7 protein-coding genes are annotated in these 18,151 nt (G+C 54.6%); all 7 read right to left on the bottom strand.

What is annotated here, in order from left to right; all coding sequences use genetic code 11:
* Positions 1-138 precede the first annotated feature (138 nt).
* The 7 genes from J2X66_RS29150 to J2X66_RS29120 all read right to left on the bottom strand — a co-directional run bounded on the left by J2X66_RS29150 (position 139) and on the right by J2X66_RS29120 (position 18,109).
* Positions 139-8,358 carry an autotransporter outer membrane beta-barrel domain-containing protein gene (locus J2X66_RS29150; protein WP_310271868.1) on the bottom strand — a complete coding sequence of 2,740 codons (8,220 nt, stop codon included), beginning with the start codon at positions 8,356-8,358 and terminating at the stop codon, positions 139-141.
* A gap of 5 nt (positions 8,359-8,363) precedes the next feature.
* A complete protein-coding gene (locus J2X66_RS29145; RefSeq protein ID WP_310271865.1) occupies positions 8,364-8,840 on the bottom strand; it encodes a hypothetical protein in 477 nt (158 codons plus the stop codon).
* Positions 8,837-9,475: an ESPR domain-containing protein gene (locus J2X66_RS29140; protein ID WP_310271863.1), complete on the bottom strand. Its 639-nt coding sequence runs from the start codon at positions 9,473-9,475 to the stop codon at positions 8,837-8,839. Before J2X66_RS29140 ends, J2X66_RS29145 begins: the two co-directional genes overlap by 4 nt.
* A gap of 1,039 nt (positions 9,476-10,514) precedes the next feature.
* Positions 10,515-12,110 carry an AMP-binding protein gene (locus tag J2X66_RS29135; protein ID WP_310271860.1) on the bottom strand — a complete coding sequence of 532 codons (1,596 nt, stop codon included), beginning with the start codon at positions 12,108-12,110 and terminating at the stop codon, positions 10,515-10,517.
* Between the two features lie 13 nt (positions 12,111-12,123).
* Positions 12,124-13,032 carry an SDR family NAD(P)-dependent oxidoreductase gene (locus tag J2X66_RS29130; protein ID WP_310271857.1) on the bottom strand — a complete coding sequence of 303 codons (909 nt, stop codon included), beginning with the start codon at positions 13,030-13,032 and terminating at the stop codon, positions 12,124-12,126.
* Positions 13,033-13,419: 387 nt separating this feature from the next.
* Entirely contained in the window at positions 13,420-14,043 is a 624-nt protein-coding gene (locus J2X66_RS29125) for a hypothetical protein (protein WP_310271854.1), read from the bottom strand.
* A 721-nt stretch (positions 14,044-14,764) separates the two neighbouring features.
* A complete protein-coding gene (locus tag J2X66_RS29120) occupies positions 14,765-18,109 on the bottom strand; it encodes a response regulator (protein WP_310271851.1) in 3,345 nt (1,114 codons plus the stop codon).
* Positions 18,110-18,151 lie beyond the last annotated feature (42 nt).

Raw genomic sequence — 18,151 nt, 5'->3', positions numbered from 1 at the left:
CCAGTGCCGGAACCAGACGCATAAAAAAACCGGTGCCTATTCGGACACCGGTTTTTCGATTGATCGCAGCAACATCCACATCGGGCTTAGCCCATTACCCTCAGATGTTGGCCACGTTTCTTTTTTGTCGTTTGATATTTAAAAGGCGATTTTCACCCCAGCTTCCACTTTATCAGCCGAATAGTCTTTTGCGCCTCCCTCAAAACCGACGCTACCCCACAAGCTCACCGACTGGGTCACCTGGCCCTGCAGGCCGACTTTGCCCTCCAGGCGGTTCGCGGGCAAGCTGTCATGGACCTTAACCCCACCAAACGCAATAGACTGCGAATCAGGACCGTGCCACCAATTCACTTCTGCAAATGGCCGGATGTCTTTGTTCTCGCCATGCAGACGCACACCCAATCGAGTGGTCACACTGGAGTCCGATTGTCCGGAAACTTCGGTACCGTTCTGCTCGGTGTGCGCATTGGCGCGGTAGTTGGACACAATCGCTTGAGCTTGCGGCTCAATGAACACGCGTGTGCCCGCATTCTCGTAAATTGGCAGCGAATAGCCCGTCTCAACGGAGCTCGTGACATTGTTCGACTTGTAATGCTCAGTGGGCAGACCATCGCCTTTCACTGTGTTGTCGAACTTGCCATACATCGCCCAAGTGTCCACATAGGGGCCGGTCTGAATGTCCTGGTTGCCGTACCAGGTCCCGTATACGCCAAGGCTATAACCATCAACCTTGCCGCGCGAACTGAACCTGCCGTTATCGGCATGGTTGTCGTCCGAACCATAAGAGCCCATCACGCCAAAACGGACACTGCCTTCACCGACCGCAAAACCTGCGATATCGGCGCCGGCATGCAAGAGGTACGAGCTGTCGCTGGAGTTGAATGCCCCGTCACGACGGCTATTTTTACTCACCACGCGCACCCACGAGGTGTCAGTGCTGTTTGGAGGGCTACCCGCATCCGCCACGCCAGCGTGCTGAGTTTGTCGCTCGTGCAGGGTATGGATCTGCATATTTTGTGCGTACTGGCGGTTGTTCAGGTAGGAGCCCGCCTCAGGACGAAGGAGTGGCGTTACCACAGGCACTTGCGTCGGTCCGATAGGGCATAACGCCCCGTTGGTCACACACGTTGTGTCCACCACGCTGAGATACCAATCGTCAACGATTCCACCCACACCACCGCGCTGAAGGGTGTAGTCATACGCACCGACCGCAAGCGTGCCCACTCCAGAACGGTAACCCGTTGAGGCAGCCGACAATCTGAAGGCCGTCTCACTGGTACTCGCACCGTTGCGCGTCTCGACAACCCGAATGCCTTGCGCCGTCTGCGCACCGTTGCCGCCGGCGCTCTTGATCACCAACTCGGTATTGCCGGTAGCGTAGCCACCGTCGAGGACCAATTTATCGGTCGCCGAATTGTCAGCCCCCATCACGGTGTTGAGTACTACTTGGCCGTTATGGCCAACATAGCCCCCTTTGACCACCAATTGGTTACCGACACGGGTACCCGCCAAGTTAACTGTGCCATCGTTCACCAGGCCACTGGCCAAGGTCAGGGTTCCTGCAGGATCACTTTCATGACCGGCCGTGGCATTGAGCGCACTCACCGTCCCCTGGTTATGGACGAGACCGCTTACCGTCCCCAGGCCCGTCAGCGTCCCCGCAGCCCCTACAGTTACCGTGCCGGCACCCTGTCCACCCAAGGTCACAGCTGGATTAGCCGCACTACCGACCAGCAACACCCCGGCCTGCACCTCAGTTTCTCCGGTATGACTCAGCGAGCGTTCGAGCGTTAACGATCCAGCGCCTTTTTTGAGCAGATCGCCCGTGCCCGTCAACGCATTGGCGAAGACACCATCTTGAGCGACATCCAGCACCAGCGCGCCGTTATCGGTGATGTTACTCATACCCAGCCCACCCGCATCGTGCAAAAGCACAGTGGCGCCCGCGGCAATGGACGTGTCAGCCTTGAGTGCCGCATTGGCCCCCGTGACCTCGAGAACCCCACCGGTAAGATTCAACTGACCCTCACCCTGCAATGCACCCAAGGAGGTACCACCGCGAGCAATGTTTAACGTGCCGCCATCAACATTCAGGCTAGAGCCTGTTTTGCCGTCGAACTGCTGAATCGTCTGGGTCGTACCATTCAATGCCAACGTAGTTCCGGTGGCGAGATGCACTGTTTGGGTATTACCCAAGGCATGATTAACATCCGTACGCAGCGTGCCCGAGGATACTGAGGTATCACCACTGTAACTGTTGGTGATGTTGGACAGCGATACAAACCCGCTCCCTGCGTCGATGTTGAGGTTACCGCCACCGATAATCCGTGCCGACATATCGGCAGCACCACCGGTAGCGCCCGCGTCTTCTGCCAAGGTCAGTGTCTGACCCTGATGCAAATCCAATTGAATCAAGCCGTAGTTTACGTACAGACCGTCTTGAGTCACGCCGTCATGGCCGGTGGTGGTCAGACGATAATCATAGGTAGCCTTGGCGACGTTGCTGCCACCCTGAACGATGTCCAGCTGTTGGGCTGCGGTGATGACGTTGTCATTTTGGTCATGAAGCGCCAACGCCCCCGCACTGCCATTGACCGTGGTCGCGTTAACCAGTTTCACCCCCACATAACCCTCGTCCTGAGTGAGCAGGCCAGAGTTGGTCAGCGTAACCGGCTTGGGCACGTAGCCCACCGGCAGTTCTATCTGCACGATGCCGGTTCCGCTCGCGTCCAGCGTGTTGCTGGTGATGGTGCTCGTGGCGACCGTCTGGTCTGGCACTTCAGCGTTAAAGCGCACGGTACCGCCGTTAAACGTGAGTCCACCAATCTTCTGATCGCCATCACCCAGCGTCGTCAAACTGTTCGCATCGGGGCGCAACACCGCATGACTCAATGCCGCGGTATTCACATCGGCAAGGTTGAAGGTGGCATAGCCCATCGCGACGGTACCGGCGAAGCTATTACCCGCCAAGGACAAGAAATCAAACGCGTTGCCACCAGTGTCCACTGTTACCAGGCCGTTGCCGTCCAGCTTATTGCCCAAGGCAAAGGCGCCCGACGTTTTCAACGCCAACTCGCCGTTGTCGACAATCGCGGCTGAACCCAATTGAGAATTCATCGATGCATTCAGGGTGGTGCCCTGAGCAATGTTGAAGGTGCCAGAAAAGCCGCTGTTGTCAGCGGTCGCCGTCACGTTGGCGCCATGGATCAGATTCACCGACCCCGCGCCGCTCACACTGTTGGCCAGCGCACCCGCGTAGCCATCCAGCATCAATTCGCCGTTGTCGACAATGGCCGCCGAGCCGAGATTATTTTGCGATCCTGCTGTCAGCGCCGAGCCGCTCGCGATACCGAAGGTTCCCGCAAACTGACTGTTGTCGGCCGTCGCGGTGACACGAGCATCATTGACCAGATTGAGTTCACCCGTACCACTGACGCGGTTAACCAGCGTGCCGATGTAGGCATCAAGCTCGGCGATACCGTTATCAATGATCGCTGCCAAACCCAGGTTCTTTTCGGCACTGGCGACCAGGGTAGAGCCACTGTCGACGACGAAGGTCCCCGAGAACGCACTGTTATCGCCGCCAACCGTGACGTTTGCCCCGTTTGTGAGGTTCAGGGCCCCCGCGCCACTGACCTTGTTGGCCAGTGCGCCCGTGACACCATCCATGATCAGGAGGCCGTCATCATCAATATCACCGGCTCCCAGGCCCGCCGGGGCGTTCAAATGCGCTGTGGCCGCAGAAGCGATATTAATGTTGGCCATCAATGCATTGTTGGCCCCCACGACGTCAAACACGCCGCCATTCAAATTCAATTGTCCCGCACCGGTCAGACTGCCTTGCGAACGCCCCCCAGCCTCAATGTTAAGCGTGCCGCCATTGATCTTGAGCATCGAGCCTGTCAGCCCATCGAACTGCTGAACCACCTGGGTTGTACCGTTCAGATCCAGGAGAGCCGAATTGGCGATATGCAGGTCTTGGGTATTACCCAAGGCGTGGTTAACGTCGGTACGCAGCGTGCCCGACGACACCGTGGTATCGCCGCTGTAGCTGTTCAATGTATTAGATAACGACACCACACCGGCACCGGCGTCGACCGCCAGATGCCCGCTCCCCACCAACTGGGCCGACATGTCCGAAGCCGCGCCGGAAGCAGTGGTGTCTTCAGCCAGCGTGAGCGTTTGACCCTGCTGCAAGTCCAGTTGCGTGAGGCCGTAGTTCACGTACAGGCCGTCTTGAGTCACGCCGTCATGGCCGGCAGTGGTCAGACGGAAATCGTAGGTGCCTTTCGCCACCGTCGTGCCGCCCTGAGCGATGTCGAGCTGCCGCGCGGCCGTGATTGCGTTCCCAAGTTGATCCTGCAGAACCAACGCCCCCCCGCTACCACTGACGGTCGACGCGCTAACCAGCTTCACACCGATATTGGCGTCGTCTTGTTGGAGCAAATTGACCGTGTTTGGCGTATCAGGGGCGCTCGACACAAAGACCGGCGATACCTTAATACCAATCGTACCGATACCACTCGCAGACAACGTATTGGCCGTAATGGTACTGGTCGCCACCGCTTGATCAGGGACCAGGGCATTGAAGTTAATGTGACCGCCGTCGAGGGACAGCCCACCAATCTGCTGGTTACCATCACCGACCGTTGTCACGCTACCCACATCGGTGCGCAGCGTCGCATGGCTCAGCGCAGCCGTGTTCAAACCGGCCAGACCGAACGTAGACGACCCCAGCGCCACCGTGCCTGCAAAATTCGAACCGGTAGTCGCGGCAAAGTTGAACGCATTGCCCCCGGTATCCACCGTCAGCAAACCGCTGCCGGTCAGGTGGTTGGCGAAGGTATAAGCCGCAGCCGGGTTGACTTGCAATGCCAAAGTGGAGCTGCCATCGATATCAATACCCGCCCCACCCGCATCCACTGGCTTGCCGCCGAGCACGGTTTGCAGCGTTAGCACCGAGCTGTTGCTCAAGTTGACCTGATCGAAGTTCGTCGCCGTATGTGTGCCATCAAGGATATTGAGAGCACCGTCAAAGACCAACATGTCGTTACCGCTGGTGCCGCCATCAAGCGTGTTGAACGTGTTGCCCTGGCCTTTGATCGTCACGGTGTCGTTGCCAACGGATCCGGCCAACGTATTGATGGTCGCGCCATTCTGCAGCAGCACCGTGTTCGTGCCGGTTGCACCCGTCAAACCAATGTTGCCTGTCACCGTACCGCTCGCGACCGCCAATTGGTTATTAGCGCCGCCAACGACCACATCACCAGTAATGGTGCCGGTGTTCAGCAGTTGGTTGCTACCCGCGCCCAGATCCACGGTACCTGTGATCTGACCCTGGTTTATCAGCGTTGAGTCTTGATCATCAAACACCACGGCCTTGCCGGCAGCAGTGCCACTGATCGAACCGGTCGAGGTATTGGTAAGGACTGCGCTGCTTGCCACGGTGACCGTGGCCGCCGTGGCACTCGCCGAACTCAATACGCCACTGTTGGTCGCCGCCGTTACGCTGGCGCCCAGGGTCAACGCTGGTCCACCGGTGGCACTGGTGACATTGACCGTCGCGGCGGTTTTCACCGTCCCTGCGTTGTGGGCAATAATCCCCTTGGCGCCAGCGCCCGTTGCATTGATGGTGAGCGCTTGCGAACCGGACAGGTCCAGATCGGCGTTGGCCACGCTGCCATCGGCCTGGGTAAAGTTGATCCCCGTACCACTACCGCTGATATTAATGGTACCGCTGTTCGTACTATTCAGTGCCGTAGCGGTGCGCAAGCCAATGCCACCGGCCACATCAATCGTGGTATTAAGCAGCTGAATACCACTGATCTCGCCTTTGTTCTCAATGCCGTTGCCCGTTGCGCCGGCGGCGTTAACCACCAAGTGCGCACCGTTGACCGAGAGGGCTACCGCGCCTGCATCAACCCTTGCCGCGTCCGCCGAACCACGCCCTTCAATAGTGCCCAGGCCGGAACCCACCAAACTCAGGCTAGCGCCTTGACCCACTTCAACGGCGGCAACGCCATCGGTGGCGAGAATCGTGCCGCCATTATTGGCGACAACTGAATTAGCGCCCTCCACATAGATCGCGGTGCCGTTCGCGGTAACGTTGCCACTATTTTCCAAAACGCCTGACACCAACTCCACGCCTTTCGAGAGGGCACCCGAAAGTCGCACCATGCCACTGTTGACCAGCTTGCCCAGGTTTGTGACCTCGAAACCGATAACACCCGCATCGCTAGAACTGACATCCGCACCGGTACTGAAGACCGAGCCTGCCCCATCCACGACACCCGCGATAGAGCCCGCAGCGACCGGATTGATCACCGCGCCGGCGTCCAACGTAGCGATTGCGCCATTTTCGACTTTTACCCCCGTCGCCCGCACACCGGTCAAAGAAAGCGTGCTGCCCACCAGGCCATGCACACGGGAACCTCCGCCGCTGGCATGAATCGCCGTACTGTCCTGCCCTGCCGAAGTGGCAACAATTTTGCCTTGTACGAGCGCCCCAGCATCGGCGTCAACGCCGATGGCGCCATTGCCATTGAGCAGAAGATCGCCGCCATTAAGATTCACCGTGGTGTGGGAACCGCTAGCGCTGACCCCCACGGTCTGATGGGTCAGGCTACCGCCGTTCAGTATCAAGGCACCGGTATTGTTCACAACCGTGGTCTTGGTCCCCGTCGCATCCTGAGCCACAATCCCGGTGCCGCCGGCGCCCACCTCAATACTGCCGGAGTTATCGCCGCGCGCGCCCGCCTCAATAAACACACCCGTTGCATCGTTACCGCCAAACACAATGTTGCCCGTGTTGCTGACTTCCGCGCTATTACGGGCGATGTACCCGGTAATACCGTCCAACATCGAATTGAGCGAGGCACCCGACACAAGAATGGTGCCCTGGCCAAAGCCCACAGCACCTGCACTCTTCGTGCTGTCGCCAAGAACCCCGGCGACCTCATCCCCGGTCGCCACACCCGCAAGGTCATGCGCCTGGCCGTCCGCAATGCCGGCAATAGCACCCACCGAGCTCAGATTGATGACCGCTGTACTGCTGATCTTGCCCTGCGCGCCGCCTTCCACACGCACACCCGTAGAGCCCTTACCCGCCAGATTGACGGTCATACCGCCAGAGTTGAAAGCGGAAACGTCCGCGCCGGTGGTGCCTGTAACCATCACACCCGTTGAGTTAATACCGGACGCCGTCAACGACGACCCTACGCCTGCCCCGCCGGTGTAGTCGGCACCGGCCTGCATGCGGTAAAGCGTAGACCCTTCAGTGGAGACGTCTTGAGTCGTGGTGGAATTGCTATTGATCGCCGCCCCCGCGCCATAGACGAAGTAGCCGATCTGATTTTTCCCGGCCGAAAAGTTCACCGCACCGGCGCCAGCGATGTTAATGACGCCGGAGTCGCGTGCATGCGCCGCGATAGCACCATCACCCGCCATGTTGATGGCGCCACTTAAGGTGGCCACACTACCGGCGCCCTCTGACCAGAGACCATAGTTGGGCAACGACGCACCGTTAAAACCGAAGACATTGATCTGCCCTGAGCTGGTCGCTTTACCGCCGCCGAGCGTCTTGACCCCAACACCGTTAACACCACTTAAATTAATGGTGCCGGCGTTATTGATAACGGAAGTCCCGCTATTGCCGTTGACCAGAATGCCCGCATTTTGTAGGGGCGCGCCGCTAACAGCCCCTCTAACATCGATAAGACCTTGATTCAACACATTAGCAGTCGTCCCACCTTTGACCAGGATGCCTGCAGAGTTCTGCATGCCACTGCCAATAATAATTTCGCCTATATTGCTGACTCGGCCGGAGTCGGCAACATACACACCGAAACCACCCGCGCTGACGGTGGTATCGGCGCCCCCTGCCGCGAGACTACTCGCGAGGCTACCAGTAGGGAGCTGTCCGCTAGCACCTCGCCCCAGGTACATTACACCTGTAGAAGAGTTGGTAAATGTGCCGTTAGAGGACACCTTTGCTCCATAAACGGGGGAAAACTTGTCGGAATTATTGACCCCGATGTTCATCGCACCATTATTTGTCATCCCCCCAAACGAGTTGACATCAAAATTGTAAAAAGCGAGCGCGCGAGGATCCTGATTTACTGCAGCAATATTATAAATCCCGTTATTGGTAAACTGGGTGCCGGGGCCACCAACCGCACTGATCCCTGCAACATACCCCTTTCCACCAGAAACGAAAGTCGCATTAGTATCAGTTGACAGATACCCGGCAGTTACGACACCGTTATTGATCCCTTTTGCGCCAGAACTAAGATTAAACGCGCTAGACTCATCCGCCAGCAGTGCGATTCGACCATCATTGATTACCGTGGCACCTGACACCCCCCTCAAAGCTGTCGCCCTTGGGCAATTATTAGGGGGGCGGCAGACCCAGAAGTAACTCTAGCTATTGAGCCCAGCCCCGTTGCCTCCAACAATGAGTGCGCACCCACGGGGAGAAGCAAAGGGCTGTTTGCATCTAGAGGGGCATCACTACCTGTTGGTTTAACATATACGGGCACAGCATTATTGTGGTAGCCCAAAGTTAATAGTGAATCATAATTGGTCGACTGAATATGCCCTGCCTGGAGCTCCCCCACCAACCAGTCGTTGTATACCTTAAGGGAGCCCAAGTCGGTAACCGTATGCGAAGTAATGCCACCCGTACTATCCGTCACACTAAAACTTCCGTTATAAACCAAGCTGTTCAGGTTTTTATTGTAGGGCGCAGCTTGTGACGCACTGATTGTCGAGGTGTAGGACGAACTAAAAAATATCGTATTGCCGCTTTTCCATATTGCTTCGCCACCAGTAACTTCAATCAACGCACTATTCTTAATACACCCGGGTTGATGGTAGTGCTTGGCAAATCGACTGTAAGCACCCCGGCACTGACTGTTGCCAAGCGAAAATCGAGATACGGAACAGTGCTATCAGGTGGATAAACGGTAATGCCAACATCCGACGTACCCGACTTGTCCCCCCCTAAACTAACTTCATCAAAGGCTGATGAGGCATAGACTAACACCGAACGCATGCTGCCAGTAATGGGGTCTGCGACCAATATAGAACTCGCCTTGGGCCCGACGAGCAATTTTTGCAACCCCGAAAGATCAGGCGCAACTACATAACCAGCAGCAGCAGCCTCGTTATAAGTCATAAGCACGCCCGCACCACTCACGTTAGACATGGATAGCTGCCCTGTTAATGAATGAGCGCCTGCTGTATCAAAAATTTTTGCGCCCACTTCATTATTATTAGGGGTCGGAGTCCACCACTGCGACCCCGATAGAACCACATCAGTCGCATTAGCAGTGGCCGAAAGCCATAAAATAGAACTCAGCGCCAAACAGGCTGCCTTCTTGATGACATTAGATTTTGTCCGGCCTGTGGCGGTTTCAGGCGCAACGACATAGACACCGAGTGATTGGTTCCAGATGACTGAAAATACTTTGTTCATATTGATAATACCCAAGAGAGACGAAAACTACGTGTGATTTTTAAAAGAGCCAACGGCATCTCCCGGCAAGAACAAAGGATTCACTTCGCAGTCATGCACAGAGAAAAAATCAATCACTTAAATACAAAAAATAGATGCAATCACGTTTACAAATCATTAATATCAAAAATTCAATACTGGCTTTCAAGTGATGCCGTCATGAAAATAAAACACTTGAAAGCACTCCCGGCGCCTTTCTCTCGCCTGGTTTATCCAGAACCAATTCAATAGTGAACGCAAACACGAAATGCTTTCGTCAATACTCTCAGTTTTAAGAACGCAATTCAGGATCGTTTGCGCCAATCGCAATACCGAATGCGCCATATCGATGTAGTGCTACGCTGATGCCTTATCGCGGGCTATTCTCGGATACCGAGCAAAAACCCAATCCAAAAGATGTGAGCCCGTTCACCCCCGCCCTTGAAAATCAGTTGATTTATGGAGTTAAAATCCGCAGATCACGACATTGCTGCACCACACCACACCACACCACACCACACCGCAGTTATGGCGCAGAGTTTCTATGCCCTGTTCCGCGACGTAGCGGCAGCATGGACGGCATGTCGTGGAGGGAATACGAGAAAGGACTTCTCTAGCGGGTAGCTGATATGCACGCAAGGCTCCACGGTGAAGCCTCTCGAGCAACGCCATCGCGGCGAGCTTCCACTCCCAAAGCTGACAGCAGGCTGCGTCCGCTGGGCATTGCTTCTCTGGAGGACAAGATCGTACAGCAGGCGGTCGTCACGGCTCTGAATGCGATCTATCAAGAAGACTTTTTTGGGGGCTCGTACGGGTTTCAACCAGGGCGTATTCAGCACATGCTCTGGACGCATTGACGGTCGTGCTGAAGAGCCAGAAGATGAGCCTGATATTGGATGCGGGTAACACGTCGCTCGATGATGAGATCGACCATGAATGGATGCGGATGTTCTGGGACGCCGGGTCGCAGGCCCGCACCTGCTCGAGCTAGTAAAAAAATCAACATCTGGAGTAGTTTCAGTCAGCGGCAATGAACCTTAACGTCCCCTCCTCGACCAATCGACTTTGGTAAGTGATATCGCTCAAGTTTGCCGATTGCATTGCGCGGAAGTTGGTCGACGAGCTGCCACCGGGAAGGACGCATATATGCGGGTAGAACAGCCGCAAAATCGGACTGCTCAATCTGGCTCCCCGGCAACAACACCAACCACGCAGCCATCTGTAAAATACCCGAGTCATCATCGACGCCGGCCACCGCCGCGTCGATGACTTGGGGAAGCATCAGCAACCGATGTTCGACCTGTTGAGGATGAATATTTTCTCCTCCGATGATCAATATTTCGTCTATGCGGCCTAACAAACAGAGTCGGCCAGCTTCGTCGATGACGCCTCGATCCCCGGTTCCGAATCCCATTGTAAAACTGATCGGTACCGAATCGTGCGTATACCCCTCAAATACCAATCGGCTCGACACCACTACCTCACCACTTTGCCCCCAGGGCAACGTTTCTTCTGCGTTCCCCCTGATGGTGATACCGGTACCGCGAACGGGAAAACCGACCGTAGTGGATGCTTCGCTAAGATCCGCTGGGCTTGCTATTGAAATCAGACCGGCTTCAGTGGAACCGTATAAGTTGTACAGCACAGGCCCTAGTTGCTCGACCATATCGTGAACAACTTTTGATGGCAGCGGTGCAGATCCAGAGATGATACGTTGGAGCGAATCTAACGTGCCAATCGACGAAGCGTCTAGAATCCGCCGTAGTAGAGTCGGTACCGTTACGATAGTCCGCGCTCCGAATTCAATGGCCCGCCCCCGCATTCTCCGTCCATCGGTATGGCATGTTAGCCCCATCGGTGATCCAAGCCCCATCGCTAATGCCACTGCCGCGATGCCGTAACCGTGAAAAAGAGGGACGGTGATGAGCGTTCGTTCGTGGCAATGTAATTTCAATCGTACAGTCAGGCTATGCACAACACCGGCGAGTTGCACTAAGGTCAGGCGGCGCCGCACACCCTTCGCGATGCTGGTAGTGCCTGACGTCAACACGATCAGTGCGCCGGCCGGTCGCCGCTCCAAGCGCATAAAGCGTTTTGACGCAATCAAACCAGGTAAGTCAATACCAATCATCCGGCCGTCAGGTGACCTCGTGCTATAGAAGCACCTCCCTCGGAATTTCGTTTTCTGAGCCAGAGCGTCAAACTGAGGGTCAAGAATTAGAGTACCGACCTTTTGTCGAGCCAGCGCCTCGTCCAGTTGCTGTGGGTCAAAGCGCGTATTGATCAGCACAACATCCACGCCGAGCCTCATCGAGGCCAACAGGGTGAGCACAAAACCATTATGGTTGCGACACATTACGCCCACCCGCTCGCTCGGTCGTAGGCCGAGACTATGGAAGGCGCCCACCAGCGCATCGACTGACTCCAACAACTCATACCAACTCATGGTTTGGTTGTCATCTACCAAGGCGATTTCCGTAGGCGTTACGTGAGCCCACAATTTCGCCAATGTATAAAGTGACAGCCCGTCGCGAAAACTCAGCCACACGAACCGGCCTAGGAGCCTCAACGGATGCGCGAGGCGACTGCTGCGCAATGCTTGCCAGCACCACAGCATGGCAATGCACCTGTCACGCATTGTCTGCACCACCCGGTCGAGGCGACACCCCCCGGAGATAAAGCCTCGACATGACGGCATCCAGCGGTCGACGCAATACAATGGACATCCATTCGCAGGGCCATAACCACCACGGCGCAACGCGACGCTGCCTTGATAGAAGTGCGTAAGCCACCGTGGCAGCAGCATCCTCCGCCGACATGCCCGGTACGCTTTGGAAAACGACGCTCGGCGCGCTCATTGGGGTATGAACCAAAGGCAGGTAAACCGACCCAAGGTTAAGTCCATATGTATGCAATTCTGCTGCGGCCGACTGAAACCAGACATCGAACGCACACTTACTACTCTGATACGCTGACCAGTATGGAGCAGCGGGAAGCCGGGCAGATACGGTTGAAACGTTGATGACTTGCCCAGAGCCGCGAGCGATCATCCCCGGTAGGATATAAGTCAGTAGTAGAACCGGTGATGTGTAATTGACCTGACTGCAGCGCAGGACGTCCTGAGTCCGCAATCCAGTATCGACCAGGTTACGGCGAATTGATTTTCCGGCATTGCTGATTACCGCATCGATCACAGGGTAATCGCTCAGGATACTTTGCACTAAAGCCAGTACCTGTTCCGCTTGAGTAAAATCCGCGATATAGGAACGGGCCTCAGCCCCCTGAGCGCGAACATGCTGGCACACTTCCTCCAAACGCTCTTCATTACGGGCGACGAGCAGGATACGCACTCCCGCTTGCCCGAGTAGCCGGGCCGTCGCCGCACCGATTCCAGAAGATGCGCCGGTAATCAGCAACGTTTTACCGAAGAGCGCACGTTGAAGCCTCACCACGTCCAGAGATGCCGGCGGGCGCAGCCATTTCGATATGCGGTAGCGGCGCCCATTTCCCTGTTTGCTTTTGCGTTGGCGGTTATCCATGATAATAAAAATCGTCTGATGTGAAGGGAAGTATAAGGATTCGGAGAGTATTGAAATCGGAGATAAACTCAGCCTAGATGGCGCCCCTTCAGAAATGGATATTAAATACCAAGCTGAGTTTAGTATTCACCCGATACTCCCCACCCTTAAAATGCAGCGAAACGTGGCTTTTCGTAAAAAACGGTGGTCAATAGCTCGGAAAACGATCAACAAAATCATTTAAATTAGGCAAAAAATTACAAAATATTGTCGCTGTCGCGCTATAACTTACATTGTAAAAAAACCTCATCGCTAACCAACCACCAAAATACCAATGCATTAATTAAATTTTAGCTTCTTTAAAATATTGTAAGTCTTCAGTGACTCGCACATTTCGACACCGATTTATTAAGGGTGCTCTATTAACCAGAGTTTCTTGGGCACACCGGTCAATATGTTACGCTCAAACAGGACTTGTTCAATGTGTCGCTTTGTACCCTCTGAGTCTTCATACTGAATTTCGTTTTCAACTAGAAAAAGGCCATGACTCTCATATTCTGGCGTGACCAAAGTACGGCCGTAAAATCGAGATACCGCAAAGTAGACCTGTAAGCCTTTTTCAATCTCACTTTCATCTGGTCGCCTTGGCCTATCTTCATCAAAAATACAACCATTCCCCCAATGAGACGTGTAGCTAATCAAATATTTTCCTTTCGGAATTGCTAAGCCGTAGGATTGAGTCACCTCAACAGTGCTGACCAAAAAACCGCCCTCATCTCCTTCAGTACCCAAGGTACCTTTTACTACCGCAATAATCTCGTTACCCTTGAGCATTGGCCTGCTGAGATTATCCATCAAGCTGGGTATAGCTTCGGGGCAGTCAGCCCACGTACTAAAAGAAAGCGACATCAAAACAACATACAATATATTTCCATATGACCTCACATCATCCCCTCCTGATCGATTAGCACTTCGCCCTTCGACTCCAAAAAAAAGTGCTAGAAATTGTAATAGCAAAAAAAATAATCCCATCTCTTACGTACCCCTCAACAAAGTAAACGATCGCAATCGAGAGATAGCTAAAAAACTCAAATATCACAGAAAATATAGTTATTTTTTGGAGGTCGTAGTCATACAAAATAACGTCAACAGTAAAAAATACTGCCCCTAACGCAACCATCACGGCTAAAAACCACATGATAAGGATTGTGGTTTTTGCCTTATGCGCGACTACAAACTCCCAGTATGCGCTATAAAAAATACTAAAGGAAAAAATTCCGGCGCAATATTTAATAAGGCAAGGGCTCATAAGGTTCGACGCATATTCGAAGCCGAAAAAATCATAATAAAAAAACGTTTTTTCTCTTACCCATAAATCACTATCCAGGCACTGCGTAAATTGCATCCAATCATAAAAGAAGACCAACATCGAAAAATTAATTAACAACAGCAAACATGACAGCTGTAAAAAACGTATAATCGCCTTCCTTACCTCCCTGGCGGTAGCATTAGCAGCAACCTGCATCATAGTGGCTCCATAATTCGCTGGTTCTCTACCCTACTCAGAAACATCATCCAATAAACCATTTGCTATTCGAAAGATTCACCAGCCTATTATGGTTTCGGCACGTTGGTCCTTCAGCTTCCCCCGCACTGATGTAGGTTGCAGTTCGTTTAATGCTGTTGATTGTTGAAACCTCTGAGTCGCGCCTTTTTACTGCTATTAGTGCATGCTCTCCTACATTCCTAACACTCATTCCCCTGCTTCATAGGCCAGTAAAATGTCTCTAAGGCAAACCTGCGCCATATCAAAATCGAACAGCTTCACCGCGTTCTCCAGTCGCTGGAATCTGTTGGGAGATGCGCCTCGTAGAAGATCCGCGTGTATGGAAAAGTAGTCAACTGCCTGGATATCAAAACTACCCAGCAGGACAATGAGATGCTGGCAGACTGTTTGTAACTCGACGGCATCGACCACTATCGGTGCATGCTCAACCTCGACGTAGAGAGGTAACCGCTTGCGGAGTTCTCCCAATAGTGCTTCCAGTAGCCCAGCAAAGGCCTCTACATAGATATGCAACTCATCCTGAGGCCGATTTGCGCGCAGTAGCTGTTCCAGTGCATCGGCCGCTTGCGCGACGGTGTCGGCGCCTATCGTAGCGGATATGCCCTTACAGCTATGGACCAACAACTGCGCCTTCTCCAAATCGCCGACTGCTAACGCAGCACTCAGCTGCGACATCAAGGAGCTCTGGCCGGCCAGGTAGCGTTGCAACAAGTCTGCATACATGCTGTGCTTGCCCTGCACCCGACGTAAACCGGCAGCCACGTCCAAACCCTCGATATTCAAATCGGCGTTAGCGCAACCCATCATCGGCACTGGCGGTGACGGGGGCACCACCGCGCGCTCCTGATAGATCAGCGCTCCAGGGAGCCAACGCTGCAAGGCCGCGTAGAGCGTCTGTGGCTCAAAGGGTTTGCTGACAAAATCGTTCATCCCCGCCGCCAGGCACGCCTCGTGATCACTTTTCCTGACGTTGGCGGTCATCGCGATCACCGGCAGCGTGCTCAAGCCAGGCTGTTGGCGCAGCAGGCGCGTGGCCGCCAGACCGTCGAGTACCGGCATCTGCATATCCATGAATACCAGATCATAGCGCTCCTTTGCCAACCGGCGCAGCGCCAGACTTCCATCTGCCGCGATATCCACACGACAACCCACCGCCTGCAGCAACTCAGAGGCGACCTGCTGGTTTAGCTCGGTGTCTTCAACCAACAAGATTCGCGTGCCTTCGACCACTCTCCAATCGCCAAGTGGGTCCCTGACGGTTACGCCTTCAGGCACCGCGCTTCGAGCCAACTGTAGACGGACCTCGAACCAAAAATGGCTGCCTTCACCCAATACACTCTCAACACCTACCTGCCCCCCCATCAACTCGGCGAGTTGTTTGGCGATTGCTAGCCCCAGCCCCGTACCCCCAAAGCGCCTTGTCGTGGAGGTATCGGCTTGCTGAAAGCTCTGAAAGATGAGTTTTACCTGCTCGGACGAAAGACCAATTCCGCTATCGGTCACGCTGAAATACAACAACGAGCCATCCGCTAGGGCTTGACGCAACCTCACTTCGATCCGAATCAGCCCACGCTCGGTAAACTTCACCGCATTACTCAGATAGTTAAGCAGTATTTGTCGCAAACGAAGCGGATCACCAGCCACACGTTCCGGTACATCCACAGCGACACTGAGTCGCATATCGAGGCCTTTTTCGGCAATATGGGGACGTACTTGATCAAGTACCTCTTCGAGTAACTGGAGCAGGCTGAAGTCACGAAGCTCCAACTCAAGCTTACCGGCCTCAATCTTTGAAACGTCCAGAATGTCGTCAAGTATGCCCAACAGGTGCTGGCTGGAGCTTTGCACCTTGCTAAGGTAGTCACGCTGGCGCTCGCTTAGCTCCGTCATCAACGTTAGATGCGTCATGCCAATAATGGCATTCATCGGCGTGCGAATTTCATGACTCATATTGGCAAGAAATTCGGCCTTGATACGCGCGCTGTCCTCGGCCAATAACCTTGCTTGACGCATCTCATCAACCACTGCGTGCTGGGCGGTAACATCTTCGATAATCCAAATTGAACCCCGGGAGGACAGATGCCCAGGCGCGACAGCCCGAGCGCTCACGCTGGCCCAGAAGCGGCTGGCATCCTTGCGGCAAAACTGCATCTGCTGATGAAATATCTCTCCGCGGTCCAGTGTCTCGCGGACATGGAGGTCTAACTGGATCATCGCCTCTACTGACATGATTTGGTCCGTCCAGATCAATGGAGAGCGTTGCAATTGCTCACCCGGGGCATACCCCAGCAATTCATCCAACCGTGCATTAGCCTGTACGATCAACATACCCCGCACCATCGCAATACCATAGGGTGCGGCGATAACGATTGCCTGTTGTTCAGCCAACAACGCTTGGCGTTCATCTTCCAGGTTGCGGTGATCCACACTATTTTTCTGTAGTACGGCGATAGCTTGCATGACATCACCAATTTCATCCTGCCGCTTCGGTGTTGGAATAGCGATTTCCAACTGCCCCACAGCCAATGCCTTGATGATGCCTGCGGAAACGGTCAGCGTATTAAGCAGGCGATACACAAAAAAGATGACAGGAGCAATCAGTAGCGCAATCAAAAGCGCAGCCAGCAGCGCCAGCCGGATAAGGTTGTTGCCAGCAGCACGGCTATTGGCCTCCGCTTTTTCCGTCGCCGCCTCCAGCAACTTGTCCCGCACTTGCAGAATGGAGTCCATAGTTGGAACGTATCGCGCCGCAAACTCGCCAGTAGTCAGGGTGGGCAAATCATTATCCTGCCAGCTCTGGCGCATTTGTCCCGCCAAGCCAAGGCCTGCGCCAAAGTACTGTTTATCCATGCCGGCGATTGCAGTTGAGATAGTCGGGCTGGAGCAACAGCGACTAGCGCGACTTAACACTTCATCACGCCTAATGTCGAGCTGCCCCATAATACGGTCAATGACCGTGGATTTTCCTGGCGTAAGCGCTTCGCGCCGTGCCAGCGCCCGGGTAAATTGCGAGCCGAGCTGACCGGCCTGCTCGCGTAGTTCAGCGGCGACTAGGGCCGCTACGACGGCATCGTTTAAATCCGTACCGTAACGCTCTACCGGCTGCGCTATTCGACTGACAATGGGCGAAGCCTGAGTCGCAACGGCGATCATCCCGTCTATGACAGCATCCAGCTTATCGCCGTTGCGACGGGGCAAAGATTGCGCGATCAACTCGTCGACACGCGAGCGCGCTTGCGCCAGGGTTTCTCCCAAGCGATCCAGCGCCGCCAGTTGACCTGCGACCTCCAACCCAGCTATTTGCTGAATGCTAGTCCGCAGCTGGGCAATGGCCGCGTCGCTATTGCTGCGCGCGCCGGCCAACGCCTGCACCTGACTGCTCAATGCAGGGTTGTCACTGCCCAACATGGCGTTGGTCGGCCCCCGTTCTCGGGACACCATTTCAAATACCTTAAGTGCCAGCCCCGCTCGCTCGACATCTCGCACCGCACGTTGGTTGTAGGCGTATTCTCGCCATTGGGCATGGGCCATCCAGCCAAGCAAGCCTGCTAGCGATAAAGTCCAAATGCCGAT

Source organism: Pseudomonas sp. 3296 (genome assembly GCF_031456615.1).
Classification (GTDB): Bacteria; Pseudomonadota; Gammaproteobacteria; order Pseudomonadales; family Pseudomonadaceae; genus Aquipseudomonas; species Aquipseudomonas mucoides.
The sequence above is the reverse complement of the archived record's forward strand: the minus strand, read 5'-3'. Positions and strand labels throughout refer to the sequence as shown.